The sequence below is a fragment of the Streptomyces sp. NBC_01306 genome (genome assembly GCF_026340465.1).
Classification (GTDB): domain Bacteria; phylum Actinomycetota; class Actinomycetes; order Streptomycetales; family Streptomycetaceae; genus Streptomyces.
Genome location: NZ_JAPEPC010000001.1, coordinates 3,365,788 through 3,387,686 on the forward strand (window position 1 = coordinate 3,365,788; position 21,899 = coordinate 3,387,686).

Sequence of the window (21,899 nt, forward strand, 5' to 3'; positions counted from 1 at the left end):
ACGTTCATGTCCACGGCCAGGGGGGCCACGGCCCTTCCAGGCGCCCCTGGAGGGTCCCACAGCGGGCGGCCCCGGCCGTCCCGCACCGGACTCCGGTCCCGGCCGGGTGGCGGCTTGCCGCACACTGGTGGTTCGGACGGACGAGGGACTGGTGGCGAGGGTGCAGACGTACGGGACTTCCGCGGGCAATGGGGACTCCCCCGGCGGAGCCGGTGTGAGCGGGGTGGCGGGCGAGGCCGCCAGGCGGCGGACCTTCGCGGTCATCAGCCACCCCGACGCGGGCAAGTCGACGATCACCGAGGCCCTGGCCCTGCACGCGCACGCCATCACCGAGGCGGGCGCCGTGCACGGAAAGTCGGGGCGGCGCGCGGTCGCGTCCGACTGGATGGAGATGGAGAAGGCGCGCGGTATCTCCGTGACGTCGGCGGTGCTCCAGTTCGACCACCGCGGCCATGTGCTCAACCTCCTCGACACCCCCGGCCACGCGGACTTCTCCGAGGACACCTACCGGGTGCTCGCGGCGGTCGACTGCGCGGTGATGCTCATCGACGCGGCCAAGGGGCTCGAAGAGCAGACCCGTAAGCTCTTCGACGTCTGCCGGCACCGCCGTATCCCGGTGATCACCTTCGTCAACAAGTGGGACCGGCCGGGCCGGGAGGCCCTGGAGCTGCTGGACGAGATCGAGCGCGAGCTGCGCGTCCGGCCCACCCCGGTGACCTGGCCGGTCGGCGAGGCCGGTGAGATGCGCGGCCTGATCGACGCGCGCTCGCCCGAGCAGATGCTGCGCTACACCCGCACGCCCGGCGGCGCCCACCAGGCCGAGGAGGAGCTCATCACGGCCGAGCAGGCGGCCACCGAGGAGGGCGACCGCTGGGAGCAGGCCACCGAGGAGCTCCAGCTGCTCCAGGCCGAGGGCGCCGAGTTCGACGCGGAGTCGTTCCTGGGCGCCACGTCGACGCCGGTCTTCTTCGGTGCTGCGGTCTCCAACATCGGTGTACGGCTGCTCCTCGACGCCATCGTCGATCTCGCCCCGGCACCGCACGCCCGCGAGACGGAGGGCGGCGGCGCCCGCCCGGTCGACGCGCCCTTCTCCGGGCTCGTCTTCAAGGTCCAGGCGAACATGGACCCCTCGCACCGGGACCGCATCGCGTTCCTGCGGGTGTGCTCGGGGGTCTTCGAGCGGGGGGAGACCGTCACCCGGGCCGCGACCGGGAAGCCCTTCGCGACCAAGTACGCGCACAGCATCTTCGGCCAGGACCGCTCCATGGTCGACACCGCCTACCCGGGCGACGTCGTCGGCCTGGGCAACGCGGCGGCGCTCCGGGTGGGCGACACCCTGTACGACGGGCCGCCCGCCATGTTCCCGCCGATGCCGACCTTCGCGCCGGAGCACTTCGCCGCCGTACGCCCGGTCGACATCAGCCGCTCCAAGCAGTTCCGGCGCGGGATCGCCCAGCTCGACGAGGAGGGCGTGGTCCAGGTGCTGGTGTCGGACCGGCGCGGGGACCAGTCGCCGGTGCTCGCGGCGGTGGGGCCCATGCAGTTCGACGTGGTGACACACCGGATGGCGGGCGAGTTCTCCTCTCCCGTACGGCTGGAGTTCCTGCCGTACCACCTGGCCAGGTCCACGGACGCGGCCGGCGGCGAGGCCCTGAACAGCGCACGGCTGGTCCAGGGCGAGGCGCTGACCCGGGTCCGCGACAAGGAGGTGCTGGCGCTGTTCCCGGACAAGTGGCAGGCCAACTCCTTCCAGCGGGCCTTCCCGGACGCCCGCCTCGACCACCTGCTGGCCGCGCACGACTGACGCACACGGCTGCCAGGCGCGACCGGGGCAGGCGACAGGGGCGGCGATCCTCAGTCCGCGCACTCCGTGTCGTGCTCCGGCCGCTGCCCGGTGGTGAGGAACCGCGTCACGGTGCGGTCCCCGCAGGCGTTCCCGGTGCCCAGATAGGAGCCGTGCCCGCCGCTGTCGACCGTCACCAGCCGGGCCCGGCCGCCGAGCGCGGCGCGCATCTTCAGGGCGCCGGAGTACGGGGTGTCGGGGTCCCGGCGGTTCTGGATCATCAGGATGTCCGACGGACCCCGGTCGGTGATCCGGGCGGGCGGCGCGGCCGGTGCGTCCTTCCAGAAGGTGCAGGGCGTGATGTTCACCGGCATCCCCGCCGTGAGCGGGTGCGCGGCGCGGTCGGCGGCCACCGCGGGCCCGTACGAGGAGACCGGGTCCGGCCAGCGCACGTCGTTGCAGATCACCCCGATCGCCACCGCCGCGTCCTCGTCGGGTATGGCCTGGGAGAGACCGGGCGTCAGGACGGGCGTCGCGGCCGGGTCCTGCGCGGCCTTGATCAGCTGGGCCAGCTGCGGAAACCCGTCGTCGCTTTCGACCGCGGTCTGCAACGCCTGCCGCAGCAGGGTGCCGGTGAGCGGGACACCCGGGCTGGTCGTCTCCTTCGGCTCCCGGTCCAGCTTCGCGGCCAGCGCGAGGAACAACGGCCTTACCTCATCGGGCTGTTGGGCCAGTCGCAGCCCGTCGCCATCCCTGGCGGGATCGGCGGCCCAGGCCGCGAAGTCGGGCATCCGGTCCTCCACGCCGACCGCCATGTTGGCCAGCCAGCCACGGGCGACGCGCGACGGGTCGGGGTCGTCGTTGCTGTCGAGGACCCAGCGGTCGGTGTGCTGCGGGTACTTCTGCGCGTACTCGGCGCCCACGTACGTCCCGTACGACTCCCCCCACGCCGACAGCTTCTCCTCGCCCAGCGCCTGCCGGAAGCGGTCGATGTCGCGCACCTCGTTGGCCGTGGTCAGGCTGCGCAGGACAGCGCCGCCGTTGCGGGCACACGCCTCGGCGGTCCGCCGGGCTCTCGCGGTGTTCTCGGCGATCCCGCCGTCCGCCGCGGGCCAGGACCGGACCGTCACCAGATGCCGGTCGGCCGCGTCGAGCCCGCAGCTCGCCCGCGTACTGCCGCCCACCCCGCGCGGATCGAGGCTGACGAGGTCGTACGCGCCGCCCAACTGCCCGCGCAGCGCCGTCCCCTTCTCCGTCAGCCGCTGCGCCCCGGACCCGCCGGGCCCCCCGGGGATCACGATGAGCGTCCCGCGTCGCTCGGACGGCCGGTCGCTGCGCAGCCGGGACACCGCGAGGGTGAGCTGCGGCCCGTCCGGACGGTGGTAGTCGAGCGGTACGGGCAGCTCGGCGCACTCCTGGCCGGCGGGGCCACCGGGCTGGGCGCAGGCCCGCCAGGTGAGTGCGGGGACCGGCGCGGACTTGGCGGTGGACGCCGTCCCGGCGTGCGCGGCGGGGACGGCGGTGGCGGTGAGAGCGGCGGCCACGGCGGTCGCGGACAGTGTGCGGAAGAGGCCCTGATGGGCGTAACTGGTCATGGGACAAGGGTTGTTGAACCTGATCACTGTGCCCATACGACTGGCACGACGCCGCGAGTGGGGGTAACCCCCGGCTGGCAACCCCCGGCTCCGAAGCCGTAACGGGACGCGCCCAGGCGCCGTACGGGACGGGCTCAGGCCGGCGCCGGGCCGCCGAAGCACTCCTCGGCCCGGCTCAGCACCAGGTCGATGAAGTCGCTGACGACCGGGGTGGGGTTGCGGGCCGTCACCCGGGTCAGGCCGACCGTGCGGGAGGCCCCCGGGTCGTCGAGCGGCAGGTCCACGAGGCCGGAGACCCGGACCGGTGACGGAGGCAGCACCGCGACCCCGAGGCCCGCCGCGACGAAGCCGCGGATGGTGGCGATCTCGGCGCCCTCGAACGCGACGCGCGGCGGGAAACCGGCGGCGGCACAGAGGCTGTTGACCAGGCGGCGCAGACCGTAGCCGGATGCGGCCATCACGAAGTCCTCGTGCTCCGCCTCGGCCAGCCGGACCCTGCCCCGCCCGGCCAGCCGGTGGCCGGCCGGGACGACGAGACTCAGCGGTTCGGCGGCGGCAGGCAGGGTGGTGATGCCCGGTTCGTCGGGCAGCGGCGAGGTCAGGCAGAGATCGACCTCGCCCGCCCGCAGCCGGTCGAGCAGCCCCTGCGCATTGTCCTGGACCAGCTGGAAACGGACCTGCGGGTGCCGGTCCCGGAACCAGCTGACCAGCAGCGGCACCGGGGCCGAACCGAGCGCGGGCAGGAAGCCCAGGGCGACGGTGCCCGGCATGTCGGTGGCCAGCCGCAGTTCCTCGCAGCCCGTCGCGATCTCCTCCAGGCCCCGCTGCACCCGGGCCAGGAAGGCGCGGCCCTGCCGGGTCAGCCGCAACCCCCGGCCCTCCCGGTCGAAGAGCGGGGTGCCGACGGCCGCCTCCAGCCGGGCGACGCTGCGGCTGACGGTCGACTGCGGGGTGCCCAGCTCGCTCGCCGCGGCGGAGAGATGCTCAAGCCCGGCCACCGTCACGAACCGTACGAGATCGGGGCACATCCCCAGCAGCGGAGCCGGCAGGTGCTGCACAGCGGCCCGTTCCATGCGGTCAATGCGTTCCATACGGCCCATGCGGTCCATGCGGTCCATGCGTTCCCCGGATACCTTGCGTTCCATATACGGAACATATATCGGGCATCCATGCATTGGACGCATGAACGGCGCCCGGCCTACCGTCGTCCGGTGACTGACCCGCTCATATCGCCTGCCGCGCACACGCGGGGGACACCCGGTTTCCGCCGGGCCACCGGAGCGCTCTTCGCCGCCGGGATGACCACGTTCATGACGCTGTACTGCGTCCAGGCCCTGCTGCCCGCCCTGTCCTCCCACTTCAGCCTGTCCCCCGCGGCCTCGTCGCTGACCATCTCGGTCTCCACCGCGGCCATGGCCATCGCCGTGGTGCCGCTGACCGCCCTCTCCGACGCGTGGAGCAGGACCGGGATGATGAGCCTGTCGCTGGGCGCGGCCGCGCTGCTCGGTATCGCGGCGGCCTTCGCGCCCAACTACCCGACGCTGCTGGTCTTCCGGGTGCTCCAGGGCCTCGCGCTCGCCGGGCTCCAGGCGACGGCGATGTCGTATCTGTCCGAGGAAGTGCACCGCGAGTCGCTCGGCCAGGCCATGGGGCTCTATGTGGCGGGCAACGGGATCGGCGGAATGGCGGGCCGGCTCGTCGCGGACGGGGTGCTGGATCTGACCGGCAGCTGGCGCTGGGCGATCGGCGCGGTGGGCGCGGTGGCCGCGGTCTCCGCCGTGGTCTTCCATCTGACGGTGCCCGCGTCCGTACGCTTCGTACGCCGGGAGGCCCGGCCGCGCGCGCTCGCGTCCGCGATCGGCCGCGCGCTGCCGGACAGCGCCCTGCTCAGGCTGTATCTGATCGGCTTCGTAGCGATGGCCGCGTTCGTCACCGTCTACAACTACCTGGGATTCCGGCTGATCGACGCGCCGTTCAACCTGTCCCAGACGACGGCGGGGCTGCTCTTCATCGCGTACACCGCGGGTTCGTTCTCGTCGGCCGCCGCGGGCCGGCTGGTCGACCGGTTCGGCCGGCCCCGTGTGCTGCTGCCCGCGCTGCTCGTGACGCTCGTGGGGCTCGCGGTGATGCTCGTACCGCAGCTCGGCGCCGTCATCCCCGGCCTGGTGATCTTCACCGTGGGCTTCTTCGCGGCCCACGCGGTGGCCAGCGGCTGGGTCGGCGGGCGGTCCACCGTGCTGGGGGTGCAGGGCGCCGCGGTCTATCTGTTCTTCTACTACATCGGCAGCGCGGTCGGCGGTTCCGTGGGCGGTATCGCGTACTCCGCGGGGGCGTGGAACGGCCTCACGCTCTACTGCGGCTGCCTGGTCGCGGTGGCGCTGCTCAGCGCGGTGACACTGCGCTGGGTACGGACCGCGGCCCGGCCGGGACCGTCGGCCGCGCAGCCCCCGCGGCCCGCCGAAGCGTCCGCGCGATCCGCAGAACCGGCGGCCGAGCCGTCCGCTGTCACTCGACCCGGCGACGGGTCCGGCGGCGTGCGGTGAAGCGGCGCCGGTAGGAGCCGGTGAGCAGCAGCAGGCTGGTCGCCACGATGGTCACGGCCTGCGCGATCACCACGAGCTTCTTGTCCCAGAACCAGACCGGCTCGTACATGTTCGGCACCGGTCCGAGCTTGCCGACGTTGATGTACCGGTAGACGAGCAGCAGCGCCAGACCGCCCGCGGCGACCAGCCAGGCGAACGCGTCGGACACGGCGCGGCGCCAGACCAGCACGAGCAGCGCCGCGAGACCGGCCACCCCGGCCTCGATACGGAACAGCGTGCCCTGGCTGATGCTCGCCGAAATGGGGTCGTAGCGGTCGGCGAGCTTCGCGTGCACATAGGCGTCGACGGCCAGCCCGGCGGCGGCCAGCACACAGAGCAGCACCCGCAGGGGCCGGCGGGCCGGACTGCCGGTGTCCGGCGGCGCGGCGAGTGAGGGATCGGACGGCATGGGGGGTCCCTTCCCGGCACGGTGAGCGGGTACGTGAGGGCGAGGCGGATGTGTGACGGCGTACGGGGCAGATATCGCTGTCGGGTCAGCTGACCGTCAGCGTGCCCTTCATGTACTGGTGGATCGTGCAGATATAGGGGTAATTGCCCTTGGCGGACGGCGCCTTGAAGGTGACCGTCTTCCCTGCGGCGATGTCACCCGTGTCGAACGCCTTCTTGCCGGTGGCCGTCAGGGTGTGGGTCGTCGAGTCCTTGTTCGTCACCGTGATCTTCGTCCCCGGGGCGACGGTCAGGGCGGCGGGCGTGAACTTGAAGTTCTTGATCGTGATCTGGGTGCCACTGCCGCTCGCCGTGGACGCCGCGGTCGTGGGCTTGGTGGACGTCGACGACGAGGACTTCGATCCGCTGTCCGAGCAACTGGTGACAGCGGTCAGCATGCACAGCGCGGCTACGGCGACCGCCACACGCGGCCTGCGATTTCGGGTGAGCATGGTGCCTCCGGTGTTCGTCGGGGCGGCCGCCCCGGCCCCGGCCAGGCGCGTGGGGGGAGTTTACGCACCTGGCCGGGGAGCCGGAAGGGGACGGGCGGACCGTGGTCGGACGGGCTGCGGGCCGTCGGGCGGACGGCGTCAGACGGTCAGCAGGCTGGGGCTGGCGGCCTTCTTCGTACCGATGAAGGCGTCCGGCACCGGGTACTGGCCCAGCACGTAGTGCAGGATCGCCGCGTGCATGGCCTCGACCGGAGCGATGGTCGCCGCCGTGTTGACCCCGCCCAGGCTCTTGACGTTGTACGTCGCGAACACATAGGTCTCCGTGGCCTGGTCCTCCAGCTGGAGCGCCAGTTTGGCCACCCCCGTGACGTCCTTGACCTGGCCGAGCGCCTTGGTGACAGCGGGCTGGTCGGAGAGCGGCACATCGGTGATCTTGGGCTTGCCCGCGCTGGAGAGCACGCCGTTCCACGCGTCGGCGTGGTCCTTGTGCTGCGCCATCGCGGTCTGGATGAACGTCGCGATCGCCGGCGGCACCTTGCCGAGCTTGCCCGCGTTGGCCGCCTTGAGAGCCGCCTGGTAGGCGGCGACGGCCTGGTTCTCCAGGGCCACCGACAGCGCGACGACCTTCAGGTCGCCGGTGTACTTGGAGGCCCCGCCCGACGAGGACGCCGAAGCACTGGCCGACGTGGACGCGGAAGCGCCCGCCCCGGTCGGCGTGGTGGACGTCTTCCCGCCGCACGCGGCGAGCGCCAGCATGGCCGCCGACGCACCTGCGCCGGTCAGGAAGCGGCGGCGCGCCAGGTGCGAACGCTCTTCCTGGACCGGATCGGGACCGGAGGTCCCCAGGTCCTTGAGCTCCGCCGACAGGTCACGGGCGGACGCGGCCATGACGGGCAGGGTCGCCCGGTGGGCCTCGTCCATCTCGCTCGTCAGACGGGACAACTCGCCCTCGCTGATCGGCAGCTCCCAGCTGCCCTTGGTGCTGCTCATTTCACGGCCCCTTCACTGACCGGAGAAGCCATCTTGGTGGGGTAGAAGGCGTCCGGGAAGCCGACACTGCCGATGCTGGCGGGAAGCTTCGCGACGTCCGTGGGGATCGCGATGAGGTTCGTGTCCCCGTCGGCCAGCAGGGCCTGCACGGCGAGCAGCGTGGCGCGGTGCTGGGCCTCCACCGGCGCGACCGAGGCGAAGAGCTGACGCAGGCTGGTGTCGTGGACCTGCCCGATGTTCTTGGTGTACGTCTGCGCCGCGACGTCCTCCAGCGTGATGGCCAGCTTGACCACGTCCGCCGAGTTCTTGATCGTCGGCAGGGTCTTCTTGACGACCGCCGCGTACTTCGGGTCCGTACCCGTCTGCTCCTTGCCGCCCGCCTTCTGGGCGGCGGCGTTGAACGCCTGGGCGTGCGCCGTGTGCTGCTGCGCCGTCTTCGTGATGAAGGCCAGCACGGTCTTGTTGCCGGTCTTGATGAACGGCAGCCCGGCGGCGGTGTGATAGACGCTCACCGCCAGGTTCTCGATCGAAGCGGCCGTCTGGAGTGCCATGACGTCGGTGCTCGACGCTGCCGCCGCGCGTCCGGCGCCCAGCAGGGTCGCCGCACCCGCGGCCCCCAGCAGAGTGCCCCGGCGCTGCCACCAGCGGCGGCTCGAAGATTCGGCCGTTTCGGCGAAATCCGCCAGAGCGGAGTTCGTCACCCGGAGCGCGTCGCTGTTCAAATCCTGCGACTGCTCGGTCAGCTCCTTCAGCAACCCGGTGTCGATGTGATCGGTACCCATCGCGTCCCATCTCCTTCCCCGCGCCGGACAGCACGGGTGTCCCCCCGAGCCTTGGGCAAGAGGTGTGCGCAGGCCCCGTCCGCTGCGACCGAATGCCACAACGCGTACCCGAACGAATGAGGAACCGTTGCCCGAGGCGTGCATTCCGGTCCGAACGGGAACCGGGAGGCCGCCCTCCTTTGGGGACATGCAAATACTTGAACGGCCTTCCGAACCCAACCGAGGAGCATCCGTGCAGCCCACCGAGAAGCCCGCCGAAGCCGTCGCCAGGCTGCGTGCCACCTTCCGTACCGGCCGGACCAAGACCCTGTCCTGGCGCACCGAACAGCTGCACGGCCTGCGGGCGATGCTGACCGGACACCGCCAGGAGCTGGCCGCCGCGCTCCACGCCGACCTGGGCAAGAGCGAGCGTGAAGCGTTCCGTACGGAGATCGACTTCACCGTGCGCGAGATCGACCACACCCTGGAGCGGCTGGAGGGCTGGCTGCGGCCCGAGCCCGTCGACGTACCGGAGCACCTCGGTACGGCAAGCGCCTGGACCGTGCTGGATCCGCTGGGCGTCGTCCTGGTGATCGCCCCGTGGAACTACCCGCTTCAGCTGCTCCTCGCCCCGGTCGCCGGGGCGCTCGCCGCGGGCAACTGCGTCGTCGCCAAGCCCAGTGAGGTGGCCCCCGCCACCTCGCGGGCGGTCGCCGAGCTGCTGCCGCGCTATCTCGACCGCGACGCGGTGACCGTGGTCGAGGGCGCCGTGCCGGAGACCACCGCCCTGCTCGCCGAGCACTTCGACCACATCTTCTACACCGGCAACGGCGCCGTGGGCCGCATCGTGATGCGGGCCGCCGCCGAGCATCTGACGCCGGTCTCCCTGGAACTGGGCGGCAAGTCACCGGCGTTCGTCGACCGGGGCACGGACCTCGCGGCGGTGGCCGCCCGGCTCGCGTCGACCAAGTTCCTCAACGCGGGCCAGACCTGCGTCGCCCCGGACTACGTCCTCACCGACCCCGCGACCGCCCGCGAGCTGGAGCCCGCGCTGACCTCGGCCGTACGGGAGCTGTTCGGCGCCGACCCGGCCACATCCGACGACTACGGCAGGATCATCAACGAACGCCACTTCGACCGGCTGACCGGTCTGCTCGGCTCGGGCCGGGTCGTGGTCGGCGGCGACAGCGACCGTGCGCAGCGCTACCTCGCGCCCACCGTGCTCGCCGAAGTCCTGCCGGAGTCACCGGTCATGGGCGAGGAGATCTTCGGCCCGATCCTGCCCATCGTGGAGGTCGACGGGCTCGACGAGGCCATCACGTTCATCAACGACCGGGACAAGCCGCTGGCGCTGTACGCGTTCACGGACTCGGTGCTGACCCGCGACCGGCTCACCACGGAGACCTCGTCGGGCGGCCTCGGCTTCGGCCTGCCGGTGGCCCATCTCACCGTGCCCGAGCTGCCGTTCGGCGGGGTGGGGGAGAGCGGGATGGGCCGCTACCACGGCCGGTACTCGCTGGAGACGTTCAGCCACCGCAAGGCGGTCCTGGACAAGCCGCTCGGCTGAGGCGCGGCGGCCGGGGGAGGAAGGCGGGGGCGTACGGTGCCGTCCCTGTACGCCCCCGCCCCCGGCCCCCGGCCCGTACCTCAGTCGGCGAGGCCGCGGTCGGCGAGGCTGCGGTCGGCGAGGAACCTCATGTACTCCTCCCGGTTCAGGGGATTTCCGTCGGTGCGCGGCCGGTTCGGCACCGGGCCGCGTACCGGTCGGTCCTGCCCCGGGCGGGACCACACCGCTCCCTCCCCGCGGGTCAGTCCCGGCAGCGCCCTCTGGAACTCCTGCACCCGCCTGACCGGCAGTTCCGCCGTGACCAGCCAGGACGGGCCGGCCTCGGTGGAGCCCGTGACCTCGGCCCCGAGCGGGACGAGACAGCCGACGACAGCGTTGAGCGTGTCCCCCGGAATCTCCGCCTCCAGCGTCTGGCACGGCTCGAAGACCCGGCTGCCCGCGCGTTTCAGCGCCCGCATCAGGACCAGCGGCGTGAGCTGCCGGAAGTGCGCGGCGACGGTGAGCGGCGCCACATAACCGGTCCGGGTGAGCGTGACCGTGCAGTCGGTCACCTCCCAGCCGTACAGGCCCTGTTGCAGGGTCCGCAGCGCGGACTCCTCGATGGCGCGGTGGAAGGCGCGGGGCAGCACACCCCACTCGGTCTCGCGCGCGAAGATGACACCGGCGCCGCGCGGGGCCGGTTCGACGCGCAGGCCCACCGTCGCCAGGAAGTCGTTGGCGCCGTGCGGGTCGATCTCGGTGACCGCCTCACCCCGGCCGGCCGGCCGCTCGAAGTACACCGGGCGGACCGGCTCGAACACCACCTCCAGGCCGAAGTCCCGCTCCAGCCGCGCCGCGAGCACCTCCTGCTGCACCGCCCCGTAGAGCAGCACAGAGGTCGCGCCGCCGCCCGCAGCCCGGGTACGGATCAGCGGGTCCTCGTCCGCCAGCGCCAGCAGGGCCGCGTGCAGCCGCGCCTCCTGCCCGGGGCCACCCGCCCGTACGACCGTCTCCAGGCTCGGCGGCGAGAAGTGGTACTGCTCCGGCCGGTCACCGGGCGCGCCCACCCTGTCCCCGACCCGGATGCCGGGCAGACCGCGCACCCGGCCGATGCTGCCCGCCGTCAGCCGCCGGCCGGGCTTCCCGCCCGCGGCGCCGTGCGCACGAGGGGCACCGGGGACGCCGGGGACGCCAGGGACGCCGGGGACGCCCGGGACGGACACGACGGGGGCGGTTACGACGTCGAGTCCGGTGATCCGGCCGCTGAACTCGGTCTGTTTCCCGCCGGGTTCACGCTGCCAGTAGGTGATGCGCTGCCGTTCGCGTACCTCTCCCGAGAACAGCCTGAGGTAGGCGACCTTCTCGCCTGCGCCCGTGCGCTCGACGGCGAAGACCGTGCCGCGCGGGGCGGCTGCGGGGGCCTCCGGGGTGGTCCGCTGCGGGCGCAGCAGCGTGGTGATGCCGTCCGTGAGTGCGGCGATGCCCTCGCCGGTCAGGGCCGAGCCGAAGAAGACCGGGTGCAGCAGCCCGGCCCCGCACTGCCGGGTCAGCCGGGCGCGTACGTCGTCGGCCTGCGGCAGCTCGCCCGCCACCAGCCGGGCCAGCAGGGCGTCGTCGTGTTCGGCCAGCGCCTCGGCGGCCGCCCTGCGGAACCCGGGCTGTTCCAGGGGCAGTACGGCCGTACGGGCGGCTGCCGTTCCCGCGTCCCGTACCGCACTCATGGCGAGGATGTCCGGGGTGAGCCGGGCACGGATGTCGGCCAGCAGGCTGTCGGAGCGCGCACCCGTGCGGTCGATCTTGTTGACGAAGAGCAGCGTCGGCAGCCGCAGCCGGCGCAGCGACCTCAGCAGGACACGGGTCTGCGCCTGTACGCCTTCGACGGCGGACAGCACGAGAACCGCGCCGTCGAGCACGGACAGCGCCCGCTCGACCTCGGCGATGAAGTCGGGGTGGCCCGGGGTGTCCACCAGGTTGATCTGCATCCCACCGGCGCCTCTGACGGCGAAGGGCGCCACCGCCGAACGGATGGTGATGCCACGCTCGCGCTCGATCTCGCCGGTGTCGGTCTGCGTACTGCCGGCGTCGACGCTGCCGAGTTCGGAGATGGCGCCGTTGTCGAGCAGCAGCCGTTCGGTGAGGCTGGTCTTACCGGCGTCGATGTGGGCGAGCACGCCCAGGTTCAGGGTCGTTCCGGGATTCAGGATGGCGTCGTGCACAGAGGTCCTCAGTGGGGGTGGAAGAGAGGGACGGCCTGATGAATCCGTGGAACTGCCGCATCGTCTTCCTCTTCCTCTTTCGCTGATTTCTCTGAGCTGCTCTGAACTCTTCCGGGCCCGTTGCTTCCGGGCCCGTTGATTGGGGCTTCGCGAGGGTATCGGCGCGCGTCCCGGCCGGGCGACAGGTTTTCCGCGCCGCCGGGAGCGTTGTGCGTCCGCCCCGTACCGTGGCCGGATGGCCGAGTCACCGGAGTCCAGCGCGTCGTCGCAGCCCAGGGCGTCGTCCGAGTCCAGGAAGCCGTCGCAGCCCGGGAAACCGTCGCAGTCCAGGGCTTCAGAGCCGCAGCCGGGGGCCGACGACCGGTCCTTCCCTGCCCGCCGGGCGCCCGGCTGCGCCACACTCGGCGCGCTGGACGCCCAGGTGGTCGACTGCCGCGCCTGTCCCCGGCTGGTGACCTGGCGGGAGCAGGTGGCCGTGGAGAAGCGGGCCGCGTACCGGGACCAGGAGTACTGGGGGCGGCCCGTTCCCGGCTTCGGCCCCGCCGATGCCGCGCTGGCCGTGGTGGGGCTGGCACCCGCGGCGCACGGCGGGAACCGGACCGGGCGGATGTTCACCGGCGACCCGGCGGGCGACTTCCTGGTCGCGGGGCTGCACGCCGTCGGCCTCGCATCGCAGCCGACCGCCACCGCCGCCGACGACGGGCTCACCCTGCGCGGAGTACGGATGGCCGCCCCGGTACACTGTGCGCCGCCGCAGAACAAGCCCACCACCGAGGAGCGCGACACCTGCCGGCCCTGGCTGGCCGCGGAGCTGGCGCTGCTGCGCCCCGGGCTGCGCGCGGTGGTGGTGCTCGGCGGCTTCGGCTGGCAGGCCCTGCTGCCCGTACTCGCCGATGCGGGCTGGCGGCTGCCCCGGCCGCGGCCGGTGTTCGGCCACGGCGCGCAGGTGGTGCTCGCCGGTACGGTCGGCCGCGACGAGCTGCGGCTCTTCGGCTGCTACCACCCGAGCCGGCGCAATGTGAACACCGGGCTGCTGACGCGGCCGATGCTGGAGGCGGTGTTCCGCGAGGCGGCCGCCGCAGCAGGGTTGTAGCTCTTCCCTGAGCGGTACCGGCCCTCAGCTGCGCGGACCGGCGGTGGCACACTGGCCCGCGGTCCGCCGAAGGAGCAGCCCCCATGCCGATGTTCCGCACCCTGAGCCGTGCCGTGCGGCGTCCCCACCACCCCACGGTCGATCTCAGCCACCCCGCCCGCTCCCCGCTCGGCAGCGCGGTCGTGAACTGCGTGGTCTACCGCGACGGTGTCCGGCAGCCGGGCGACTGCCCGGCGGACGAGGCACTGCGCCGGGTCAGAGCGGAGGGCAGCGGCTTCGTCTGGATCGGGCTGCACGAGCCGGAGCAGACGGAACTCGCCACGCTCGGGGAACTGTTCGGGCTGCACCGGCTCGCCATCGAGGACGCGCTGCGCCCGCATCCGCGCCCGAAGATCGACACCTATGGCGACACACTCTTCACCGTGCTCAAGACCGTCGGTTACGTCGAGCACCAGGAGCTGACCACCACCAGCGAGATCGTCGACACCGGAGAGCTGGTCGTCTTCACGGGCGCCGACTTCGTCCTCACCGTCAGGCGCGGCCGGCACGGCTCGCTCGGCCCGCTGCGCGAGGCCCTGGAGGCGGACCCCGGTCAGCTCGCCAAGGGCCCGGCCGCCGTGCTGCACGCCATCGCCGACCGCGTCGTCGAGCAGTACGCCTGTGTCGCCGACGCCGTGCAGGACGACATCGACGCCGTCGAGTCCACGGTCTTCTCGCAGCAGGCCGCGAGCGGTGACGCCGGGCGGATCTACGTGCTCAAGCGGGAGCTGATGGAGTTCAGGCGGGCGGTGGTCCCGCTCTGCCGCCCGCTGGAGAAGCTGCTCACCCGGCAGCCGCTGCCGCTGATGACCCAGGACATCAGGACGTACTTCCGCGACGTGGCGGGCCGGCTCACCCGGATCGCGGAGCAGACCACCGCGTACGACGCACTGCTCGACTCCATACTCCAGGCGCATCTGGCGCAGGTGGGCATCGAGCAGAACGAGGACATGCGGAAGATCACCGCGTGGGCGTCCATAGTCGCCGTGCCGACCATGGTGTGCGGGGTGTACGGCATGAACTTCGACCACATGCCGGAGAAGCACTGGGAGTACGGCTATCCCCTGGCCATGGCGGTGATCGCGGCCGCCTGCCTGATCATGTACCGGGGGTTCCGCCGCAACGGCTGGCTCTAGGGTCTCTCACCTGCTCGAATCCCCTTCCCCACTCTCCTTCGCCCGCCCCCTACCCCGCGCTGCCCGCGTGCACGATGGCGCGGCTCCATGCCTCGTACGTGTGCTCCGGCTGCAACTGCGACGGCTCCGGCAGCTCCAGTGGGTCCTGCTGCTCACGCGGCCGCACGTCGCCGAAGCGGGTCCAGCCCCATCCCCGCATCGCGCCCCTGGCCGGTTCGTTCGAAGGTTCCACCAGGGCCGCGATCAGCGCCGCCCGCGAACGCACCAGCAACTGGTCGACGAGGCGGGTGGCGATCCGCTGCCGCCGGTAGGACGGCTGCACCATCAGCTCGGCCAGCACGAACACCTGCCCCGACGCGGTCAGTTCCTCGATGTCCACCGGGAGTCCGCCGCGGAAGCCCTGCCAGAGGCCGCCGTCGCGCTCCAGGACGTATCCGTACGCACATCCGGCCAGCGACGGGCCGTCGGCGACCATCATGTCGAAGCCCGGGCGCTGCATGTCCTCGGCGAAGCGCTCCAGGAAGTGCTGACGGTCGTGGAACTCCTCCCCACGCGGCCCCCGGTATGCCTCGACATAGGTGTCCGCGACGGCCTCCCGCTGCTGTTCGGCCTGCCATCTGGTCAGGCGGCGCATGAAGACCTCTGCCATGTGTTCCTCCCGTTTTCCGGCCATCGTCTCAGCGCTCGGCGACCAAGGAAACGGCTAGTGCAGGATCCGGCCTGATCCGGACGAGAGGGCTCCAGGCCTGGTAGCGCGGGGCGTACCGGACGTGCGGCGGAAATGGCCGAATGGCGCCGTCCGGAGTGCGGGCTCCCGGCCGGTGGCATCCCCTGGATACGTGACGGACGACGGCGCGGGCGGACTCGGCGGGCTACGGCCCGGGCCCGCCGCGCCGGAGGGACCACGGCCGGAGGGGCGTCCGCCGGAGAGGTACCCGCCCGGCCGCCGGGTGCGGTCGTTCTTCGCCGTCCTGCTGATCGTGGTCGCCGGGATCCTCACCCCGGTCTCCGCCGTCGCCGTCTGGACGCGCGACGTGGTGGGTGACACCGACCGGTATGTCGCGCTGATGCGGCCGCTGGCCTCCGACCCGGCCGTGCAGTCCGCCGTGACCGACCGGGCGACGGAGGCCATCGTGAAGTACGTCAGTGTCGACGCGCTGCTCAAGTCGGTCGGGCCCGCCGAGCGGGCCGAGATCGAGCTGGCCATCGGCGCGCTGAACAAGCCGATCGCCTCCGGACTCAAGGAGCTCGTGCACAGCGCGGTCGCGGGGTTCGTCGACAGCGACGCGTTCACGGATGTCTGGGCCCAGCTCAACAGGACCGCGCACACGGCCGCCGAGAAGGCCCTGACCAGCGACCGGGGCAGCGCGCTCACGATCGATCTGGCGCCCGTGACGGACGCCGCGAAGAAGCAGCTCACGGACAGCGGGCTGACCATCGCGTCGAAGATCCCGACGGTGCACACCCGGTACACGGTGCTGGACTCGCAGGCCGTCGGCCGGGCGCGCACCGCCTTCCGGCTGCTGCGGATCGGCGGGCTCTGGCTGCCGATGGTGACCGTGCTGCTGGCGGCGGGCGGCGTTCTCCTCGCGGTGCGCAGACGGCGCGCCCTGGTCACCGCGGGCCTGGCGGTGGCTGCCGGTGCCCTGCTGCTCGGCCTGGCGCTCGCCGTCTTCCGCAGCCTGTATCTGGACCGGCTGCCGGCCGACATCCCGGAACCCGCGGCGGCCGCTGTCATCAACGCGCTGACGGCCTTCCTGCGAACGGCGGTGCGCATGATCGCCGTCGTCGGCGCCGTGCTGGCGCTCGCCGCCTGGCTGGGCGGCTCCGGACGGGTCGCGGTGCGGGTGCGGACGGTGTGGCGGGGCACCATCGGCGCCGTACGCGACGCCATGGGCCTGCGCACCGGGCGCGCCGGGCTCTGGGTGCTGCGCGCCAGGACCTGGCTGAACGCGACGGTGGTGACCGTCGCGCTCGCCGTCTACCTGGTCTGGGACCGGCCCACCGCGGGCGTCGCGGTGGGGATCGCCCTGTCCGTGCTCGTCGCGCTGGCGCTGGTGGAGCTGGCCGCGGACGACGGGACCCCGCGCCGGCCCGCCGAGGTGTAGGACGTACGGACCGGGGACGCCCAGGACGTACGGGCCGGGCTCAGTCCTCGTGCGTGTAGAAGAGGTAGAACGTCGTGACCAGGGCGCCGATGCCGAACCCCGCGCCGATGAACGACGACGACAGCACGCTCGACCCGGTCATCGAGTACAGGAACCCCATCGCTCCGCCGATGAGTACGCCGTACCCGGCGGCCCTCGCCTCGCGCGGCAGCGCGTGCTGGATGCGGCCGAACCCGAAGGCCAGCACGGCGAGCACCAGGCCCGAGACGATGCTGAGCACGATCTTGGCGGTGCTGAAGGGGTGGCCGGGCGAGGTGGAGCTGAGGATGAACGCCGTGTAGAGGGCGTAGACGATACCGAGGACGACGGGCACCGCCACGGCCGCTGCCGGGAGGCGCCGGTGCGCCGCCGGGCGCCGGTGGGCCGGCCGGTGTCCGCGGAGTGTCGTGGGTGTGGCCATGGCAGATTCCTTCCGCTCGCCTCCTCCCAGCGCACACCCGAAGCCGCGTCCCGGCAACTCGTACGGCGTAACAGGACGCCGCACCGGGCACCGGCATCAGCACGGACACACGCACGGGCATGAGCAGAGGCATGGGCGCAGGCACAGGCGCCGGCATGGGCGCAGGCGTACGCGGCGGGGGAAATCCGCACACCAGGCCGTATTTTGTTGGCATGGGTGACACGGTCGGCGGCAGCGCAGACGCACAGAGGAAGCAGCCGCTGATCTCGCCACCGGAGTGGCTGATCCGGGGGCTGCGCCCGCAGTCGGCGCCGATCCCCTGGGCCGCCGTGGTCCGCGCGAGCATCGCCCTGGCCGCGCCGCTGGCCGTCGGCCTCGCCGTCGGACAGCCCGGGTACGGGGCGCTGGTCGCCATGGGGGCGCTCTCGGGCGTCATCGGCGACACCGCCGACGCGTACCGGATGCGGATCCTCAACATCGCCGTGCCGCAGTGTTTCGGCGCGATCGGCGTCATGCTCGGCACCCTCGTGTACGGCGACGGCTGGATCGCGGTGGCCGTCCTCACGCTGGTCGCGCTGGTCTCCGGGATGATCTCCACGATCGGCGCGGTGGCGTCCGTCTCGGGGCTGCTGCTCCTGCTCAACTCCGTGGTCGGCGCGGGCCTCCCGATGCCGGGGCCCTGGTGGAAGGCTCCGCTGCTGCTCTCGCTCGGCGGGCTCTTCGTGCTGATGCTCGCCCTGCTCGGCTGGCCGCTGCGGGCGCGGACCCCGGAACGGACCGCGGTCGCCGCGACCTACCGTGCGGCCGCCGAGCTGCTCGCGGCCGCGGGCACGACCGCGTACGACATCAGACGCCAGGCCGTGACCGCCTCGCTCAACGCCTCGTACGACCTGATCCTCGCCCGGCGCGCCCACTACCACGGCCGCAGCGCATCGATGGTGCGGCTGCTCGCCCAGCTCAATGTGCTCGTCCCGCTGATCGAGGCGGCCGCAGCGGCCCATCTGCACGGCCGCGCCTCGCGCCGCCCGGAAATCGCCGCCGCTGTCCGGGACTTGGCCGATGTGGTCGCCACGGGCCGGTCGGGTGCGGTGCCCGACCTGGAGCTCCCCGGGCCCGAGGGGCCCGCCGACCACGCCATGAACGCGGCGCTGCGGCACGCGGCCGCCGTCGTCAACCACGCGGACTCCGACCATCCGGACCACTACGGCGCGGACGACCGGCTCGGCCGCCCCGCCGCACTCGGTGTCCGGGCCCGCCGGGCCGCCGTCACCGTCCTGCTCTCGCCCACCTCCTGGCGCTACGGCCTGCGGCTCGCGCTCTGCATCGGCCTCGCGCAGGTGCTGGTGTCGGTGGTGAGCGTCCCCCGTTCGTACTGGGTCGCGCTCACCGTCACCTTCGTACTCAAGCCGGACTTCGGCTCGGTCTTCTCCCGCGCGGTCCTGCGCGCCCTCGGCACCGCGGTGGGGGTGCTCACCGCCGCTCTGGTCCTGGGGGTCGTACCGCGCGGCTGGTGGGACGTCCCGGTGATGGTGGTCCTCGCGGCGCTGATCCCGGCGGTCTCCGCCAAGGGGTACGCCTTCCAGACCGCGGCCATCACCCCGGTGATCCTGCTGATCTCCGACCAGCTCAACCACCTGGGGTTCCATCTGGTGCTGCCCCGGCTGCTCGACAGCCTGATCGGCTGCGGGATCACCCTGGTCGCGGGCTATCTGCTCTGGCCGGAGAGCTGGCACAGCCGGATCGGCGACCGGCTGGCCATCGCCGTCGAGGAGAGCGCGCGCTATGTCGAGTGCGCCTTCGGCGGGGGAAGCAGGCCGGGGCCTGCGGGCGAAGCCACCGGGACACCGGCCGCACCGGGCGATCACGGCGACCGGGCGCGGCTGCGGCGGCGGATCTACCGCGATCTGTCGGTCGTGCGGACGGAGTTCCAGCGGGCCCTGACCGAACCGCCGCCGACCGGCACGCGGGCCGCCGCCTGGTGGCCGCTGGTCGTCGCGGCGGAACGGATCGTGGACGCGACGACAGCCGCGCGGGTACGCGTCGACCACGGCGCCCGGACGCCCGCTCCGGAGGAAGTCGGCGAGGTGACCAAGCAGTTGCGGGAGCTGGCGCAGGGGCTGCGGTCCAGCGCGACCCTGGTGGAGGTACCGACCCGGATCGAGGGCGACGACGAAGGCGTCCTCGCCCCGCTGCGCCAGGAGGTCGCCGCGGCACGGGAGATCGCCTCACCGCAGCGCTGAACCGGGGGGACACGGGCAGCATCGCTTCAGGCCCCGGCCCGGACATGGCGGAGCCGGGCCGGGCGTGGCCCGGCCCGGCTTGTTCCACCCCGGCAGGTCACCCGCACCCGACATCGTCAACGACGCCGGGTGCGGGGGTGGGGGGCCGACGCCGGGGAGGTGGCGTCAGGGCCTAGGTGTCGGATCAGATCCTGGCTGCTGTCAGTCGGACAGTGGCCGCTGTCAGCCGGATCCTGGCTGCTGTCAGGACTTGCGCGCCGCGTTCACCTTGGCCAGGGCCTTGGCGAAGCCGTTCGCCCACAGCGAGTCGACCTGGGCGCGCTCCTGCGCGTCCGGCTGCCGGTTGGTGCAGGACGGGCCGGGGCCGCCGCCCGACATCAGCTCGCTGCACGGGCCGCTGTAGTCGTCGGGAAGGCCGAGCACATGGCCGGTCTCGTGGGCGGTGACGCGGATGGAGTCGTACTCCTGGGTCTGCGCGTGGTCCAGGAAGATGAAGCCGCTGCCGTGTCCGTCCGTCGAGGCGTACGAACCCTGCGGGTCGTCGCCCTCGCGGTAGGAGAAGTCGGCGCCGGACGATCCCGACTGGAGCTGGACGTTGGTCTCCGCGGCGTTCCATATCTGGGCGCTGGCCGCTATCTGGCTCTGGTAACTGGGCGCGGCCGAGGCGTCGTAGGTGATGGTGACGGACTTCAGCCCGGGGTGGGCCGCCTGCTTCTTCGCGACCGACTTCATGACGGCGTCGAAGAAGGCCTTGTTGCCCGCCTCCTGCTTCGCACTCGCGTAGTGCTGGGCGCCGAGCTGGGCCGTGTGCGGTACGGGGGCCTGCGTGGAGGTGGCCGCCTGGACGGGGGACACGGTACCGAGGGCGGCGGCGATGCCGAGGCCGAGGATCGCGGACAACGCGGTATTACGGTGCTTCATGTGGGGGGCTCCTACTCGTCCGGTGTGGGGGTGAACGGGTGGTACCGGAGAGTGTGCTGTGCGGGCGCCCCGCCGGGATGATGGCAACTGGCGATAACTTGGTGCTATCGGTGGGGGTTTGATGGTCTGGTGCCGCCCCGGGCGCACCCCTACTCTCGGGTTCCATGGACCTTGAAGTGCGGCATCTCCGCGCACTGTGCGCCATAGCGGACACCGGCAGCCTGCACCGGGCGGCGCGTGAGCTCGGCATGAGCCAGCCCTCGCTCACCACGCAGCTCCGCCGGATCGAGAACTCACTGGGCGGGCAGCTCTTCTCCCGTGCGCGCACGGGCTGTCGGCCCACCCCGCTGGGGCGCACCGTGCTCAGCCGGGCGAGGCCGCTGATCGACGAGATGCGCTCGCTGGTCACCGAGGCGAAGGCCGCCGCCGCGCGTGCGGCCGGGCCCCGGCTGCGGATCGGTGCGACGGCGAGCCGCGCCATCCCCGGCTGGCTGCGCCGGCTGCGCACCCGGCTGCCGGACACCGAGACCTCGCTCCACATGGACGTGTCGGCCAACGCGCTGCTGCGTCTGGTGGCCTCGGGCCAGCTGGACGTGGCGTTCGTGCACGAGGTCGAGGGGTGTCCGCTGCGCGTACCGGACGGCCTGGAGATCCGCGTCCTGGTCGAGCGCGAACCGCAGTCCGTGACGCTGGCGGTGGACCATCCGGCGGCCGCCGACCCGGTGGTGAAGCTGGCCGACCTGGCGACGGACCAGTGGATGGTCGACCCGACCGTGGACGGCGAATGGGACGGGATGCGCCGGATGCTGCGCGAGGCGGGCCTCAATCCCCGGGTGCTGCACGGCGATTACCTCACGGCGTTCGCCCTGGTCGCGTCCGGCGAGGTGGTCACGGTCTGCCAGCCGACCACCAGACCCAGACCCGACCTGGTGATAAGACCCCTGCACGGGGATCCCCTGGGCGTACGGCTGCTGCTCGCGGCGCGGCCCGGGACGGACGGGGCGGAGCTGGACGTCGTGTACGAGGAGCTGGCGGCGGCCTACGGGGAGTTGCTCTGAGCCGCGCCGTCACTTCTGAGCCGCGCCGTCACTAAGGGTGAAGTCGTGTTCCCCGTGGAGCCACCGGGGAGTCCGGGTGGCGTCGGCCCGGCACACCTGTCGTACCTTCCGCGTACCATCCGCTGCCATGGGCTCCGAACTGGTCGTGGATCTGCGCACGCTGCCGCTCGTCTCACTCGACGACTTCTGGGACGCGGTGTCCCGGCCGTGCGGACTGCCCGACTGGTTCGGCCGCAACTTGGATGCCTGGTGGGACGTGGTGGAGACGCGGGGCGTCTCGGAAACGGTGGACGCGCACGGCCTGCTGGTCGTACGGGCCAGGGCGGCCGGTCTTTTCGCTCCGGGACAGCCGGACGGCGCACGGCTGTCGGCACTGTTCGCCGACACGACCCGCGCACGGCTCGACCTGGAGCCCGGCACGGCGGCGTGAGTCCTACCCTCTCCTGAGACCGGCCCTTCAGGGGCCAGTCGG

19 protein-coding genes are annotated in these 21,899 nt (G+C 72.4%); 9 read left to right on the forward strand and 10 right to left on the reverse strand.

Going from position 1 to position 21,899, the window contains the following annotated elements:
* Positions 1 to 214 precede the first annotated feature (214 nt).
* Entirely contained in the window at positions 215 to 1,804 is a 1,590-nt protein-coding gene (locus OG385_RS14635) for a peptide chain release factor 3 (protein ID WP_266855105.1), read from the forward strand.
* Positions 1,805 to 1,854: 50 nt separating this feature from the next.
* Here the strand turns inward: OG385_RS14635 and OG385_RS14640 are convergent, their stop codons facing one another.
* A complete protein-coding gene (locus OG385_RS14640; protein ID WP_266855106.1) occupies positions 1,855 to 3,378 on the reverse strand; it encodes an alpha/beta hydrolase in 1,524 nt (507 codons plus the stop codon).
* Positions 3,379 to 3,512: 134 nt separating this feature from the next.
* Positions 3,513 to 4,523: a LysR family transcriptional regulator gene (locus OG385_RS14645; protein WP_266855107.1), complete on the reverse strand. Its 1,011-nt coding sequence runs from the start codon at positions 4,521 to 4,523 to the stop codon at positions 3,513 to 3,515.
* A 66-nt stretch (positions 4,524 to 4,589) separates the two neighbouring features.
* Here OG385_RS14645 and OG385_RS14650 point away from each other — a divergent pair, with 66 nt between their 5' ends.
* Entirely contained in the window at positions 4,590 to 5,921 is a 1,332-nt protein-coding gene (locus tag OG385_RS14650) for an MFS transporter (RefSeq protein ID WP_266855108.1), read from the forward strand.
* Here OG385_RS14650 and OG385_RS14655 read toward each other — a convergent pair.
* The 4 genes from OG385_RS14655 to OG385_RS14670 form a co-directional block, all read right to left on the reverse strand.
* A complete protein-coding gene (locus OG385_RS14655; RefSeq protein WP_266855109.1) occupies positions 5,884 to 6,369 on the reverse strand; it encodes a hypothetical protein in 486 nt (161 codons plus the stop codon). The two genes, OG385_RS14650 and OG385_RS14655, sit on opposite strands and share 38 nt — an antisense overlap.
* A gap of 85 nt (positions 6,370 to 6,454) precedes the next feature.
* Positions 6,455 to 6,859: a cupredoxin domain-containing protein gene (locus OG385_RS14660; protein WP_266855110.1), complete on the reverse strand. Its 405-nt coding sequence runs from the start codon at positions 6,857 to 6,859 to the stop codon at positions 6,455 to 6,457.
* A gap of 138 nt (positions 6,860 to 6,997) precedes the next feature.
* Entirely contained in the window at positions 6,998 to 7,849 is an 852-nt protein-coding gene (locus OG385_RS14665) for a ferritin-like domain-containing protein (protein ID WP_266855111.1), read from the reverse strand.
* Positions 7,846 to 8,631, reverse strand: a complete 786-nt coding sequence (locus OG385_RS14670) for a ferritin-like domain-containing protein (RefSeq protein WP_266855112.1) — start codon at positions 8,629 to 8,631, stop codon at positions 7,846 to 7,848. The genes OG385_RS14665 and OG385_RS14670 overlap by 4 nt, the downstream gene beginning before the upstream one ends.
* A 232-nt stretch (positions 8,632 to 8,863) precedes the next feature.
* Between OG385_RS14670 and OG385_RS14675 the strand changes: the two genes are divergently transcribed.
* The gene (locus OG385_RS14675; protein WP_266855113.1) at positions 8,864 to 10,177 is read left to right on the forward strand and encodes an aldehyde dehydrogenase family protein; all 1,314 of its coding nucleotides are present in this window, start codon (positions 8,864 to 8,866) and stop codon (positions 10,175 to 10,177) included.
* 80 nt (positions 10,178 to 10,257) lie between these two features.
* Here OG385_RS14675 and OG385_RS14680 read toward each other — a convergent pair whose 3' ends face one another.
* On the reverse strand, positions 10,258 to 12,372 hold the full coding sequence (locus tag OG385_RS14680; RefSeq protein ID WP_266855114.1) for a translation factor GTPase family protein: 2,115 nt from the start codon (positions 12,370 to 12,372) through the stop codon (positions 10,258 to 10,260).
* 235 nt (positions 12,373 to 12,607) lie between these two features.
* On the opposite strand from OG385_RS14680, the gene OG385_RS14685 reads away from it, so the two are divergent.
* Together OG385_RS14685 and corA are read left to right on the forward strand one after the other, a co-directional pair.
* Positions 12,608 to 13,465, forward strand: coding sequence for a uracil-DNA glycosylase (locus OG385_RS14685; protein WP_266855115.1), 858 nt, complete (start codon positions 12,608 to 12,610; stop codon positions 13,463 to 13,465).
* A gap of 83 nt (positions 13,466 to 13,548) precedes the next feature.
* A complete protein-coding gene (gene corA / locus OG385_RS14690) occupies positions 13,549 to 14,640 on the forward strand; it encodes a magnesium/cobalt transporter CorA (RefSeq protein ID WP_266855116.1) in 1,092 nt (363 codons plus the stop codon).
* A gap of 49 nt (positions 14,641 to 14,689) precedes the next feature.
* On the opposite strand, the gene OG385_RS14695 is transcribed toward corA, so the two are convergent.
* Positions 14,690 to 15,289, reverse strand: coding sequence for a GNAT family N-acetyltransferase (locus tag OG385_RS14695; protein WP_266855117.1), 600 nt, complete (start codon positions 15,287 to 15,289; stop codon positions 14,690 to 14,692).
* A gap of 190 nt (positions 15,290 to 15,479) precedes the next feature.
* Between OG385_RS14695 and OG385_RS14700 the strand changes: the two genes are divergently transcribed.
* Positions 15,480 to 16,748 (forward strand): hypothetical protein, encoded by a 1,269-nt coding sequence (locus tag OG385_RS14700; protein WP_266855118.1) that lies wholly within the window; start codon positions 15,480 to 15,482, stop codon positions 16,746 to 16,748.
* 40 nt (positions 16,749 to 16,788) lie between these two features.
* Here the strand turns inward: OG385_RS14700 and OG385_RS14705 are convergent, their stop codons facing one another.
* The gene (locus tag OG385_RS14705) at positions 16,789 to 17,208 is read right to left on the reverse strand and encodes a hypothetical protein (RefSeq protein WP_266855119.1); all 420 of its coding nucleotides are present in this window, start codon (positions 17,206 to 17,208) and stop codon (positions 16,789 to 16,791) included.
* 212 nt (positions 17,209 to 17,420) lie between these two features.
* Between OG385_RS14705 and OG385_RS14710 the strand changes: the two genes are divergently transcribed.
* Positions 17,421 to 19,448, forward strand: a complete 2,028-nt coding sequence (locus OG385_RS14710) for an FUSC family protein (protein ID WP_266855120.1) — start codon at positions 17,421 to 17,423, stop codon at positions 19,446 to 19,448.
* Positions 19,449 to 19,691: 243 nt separating this feature from the next.
* On the opposite strand, the gene snpA is transcribed toward OG385_RS14710, so the two are convergent.
* Positions 19,692 to 20,369, reverse strand: a complete 678-nt coding sequence (gene snpA, locus OG385_RS14715) for a snapalysin (protein WP_266855121.1) — start codon at positions 20,367 to 20,369, stop codon at positions 19,692 to 19,694.
* A gap of 164 nt (positions 20,370 to 20,533) precedes the next feature.
* Here snpA and OG385_RS14720 point away from each other — a divergent pair, with 164 nt between their 5' ends.
* The gene (locus OG385_RS14720) at positions 20,534 to 21,427 is read left to right on the forward strand and encodes a LysR family transcriptional regulator (RefSeq protein ID WP_266855122.1); all 894 of its coding nucleotides are present in this window, start codon (positions 20,534 to 20,536) and stop codon (positions 21,425 to 21,427) included.
* Between the two features lie 127 nt (positions 21,428 to 21,554).
* Positions 21,555 to 21,857, forward strand: coding sequence for a barstar family protein (locus OG385_RS14725; RefSeq protein ID WP_266855123.1), 303 nt, complete (start codon positions 21,555 to 21,557; stop codon positions 21,855 to 21,857).
* The last annotated feature ends 42 nt before the right edge of the window (positions 21,858 to 21,899 follow it).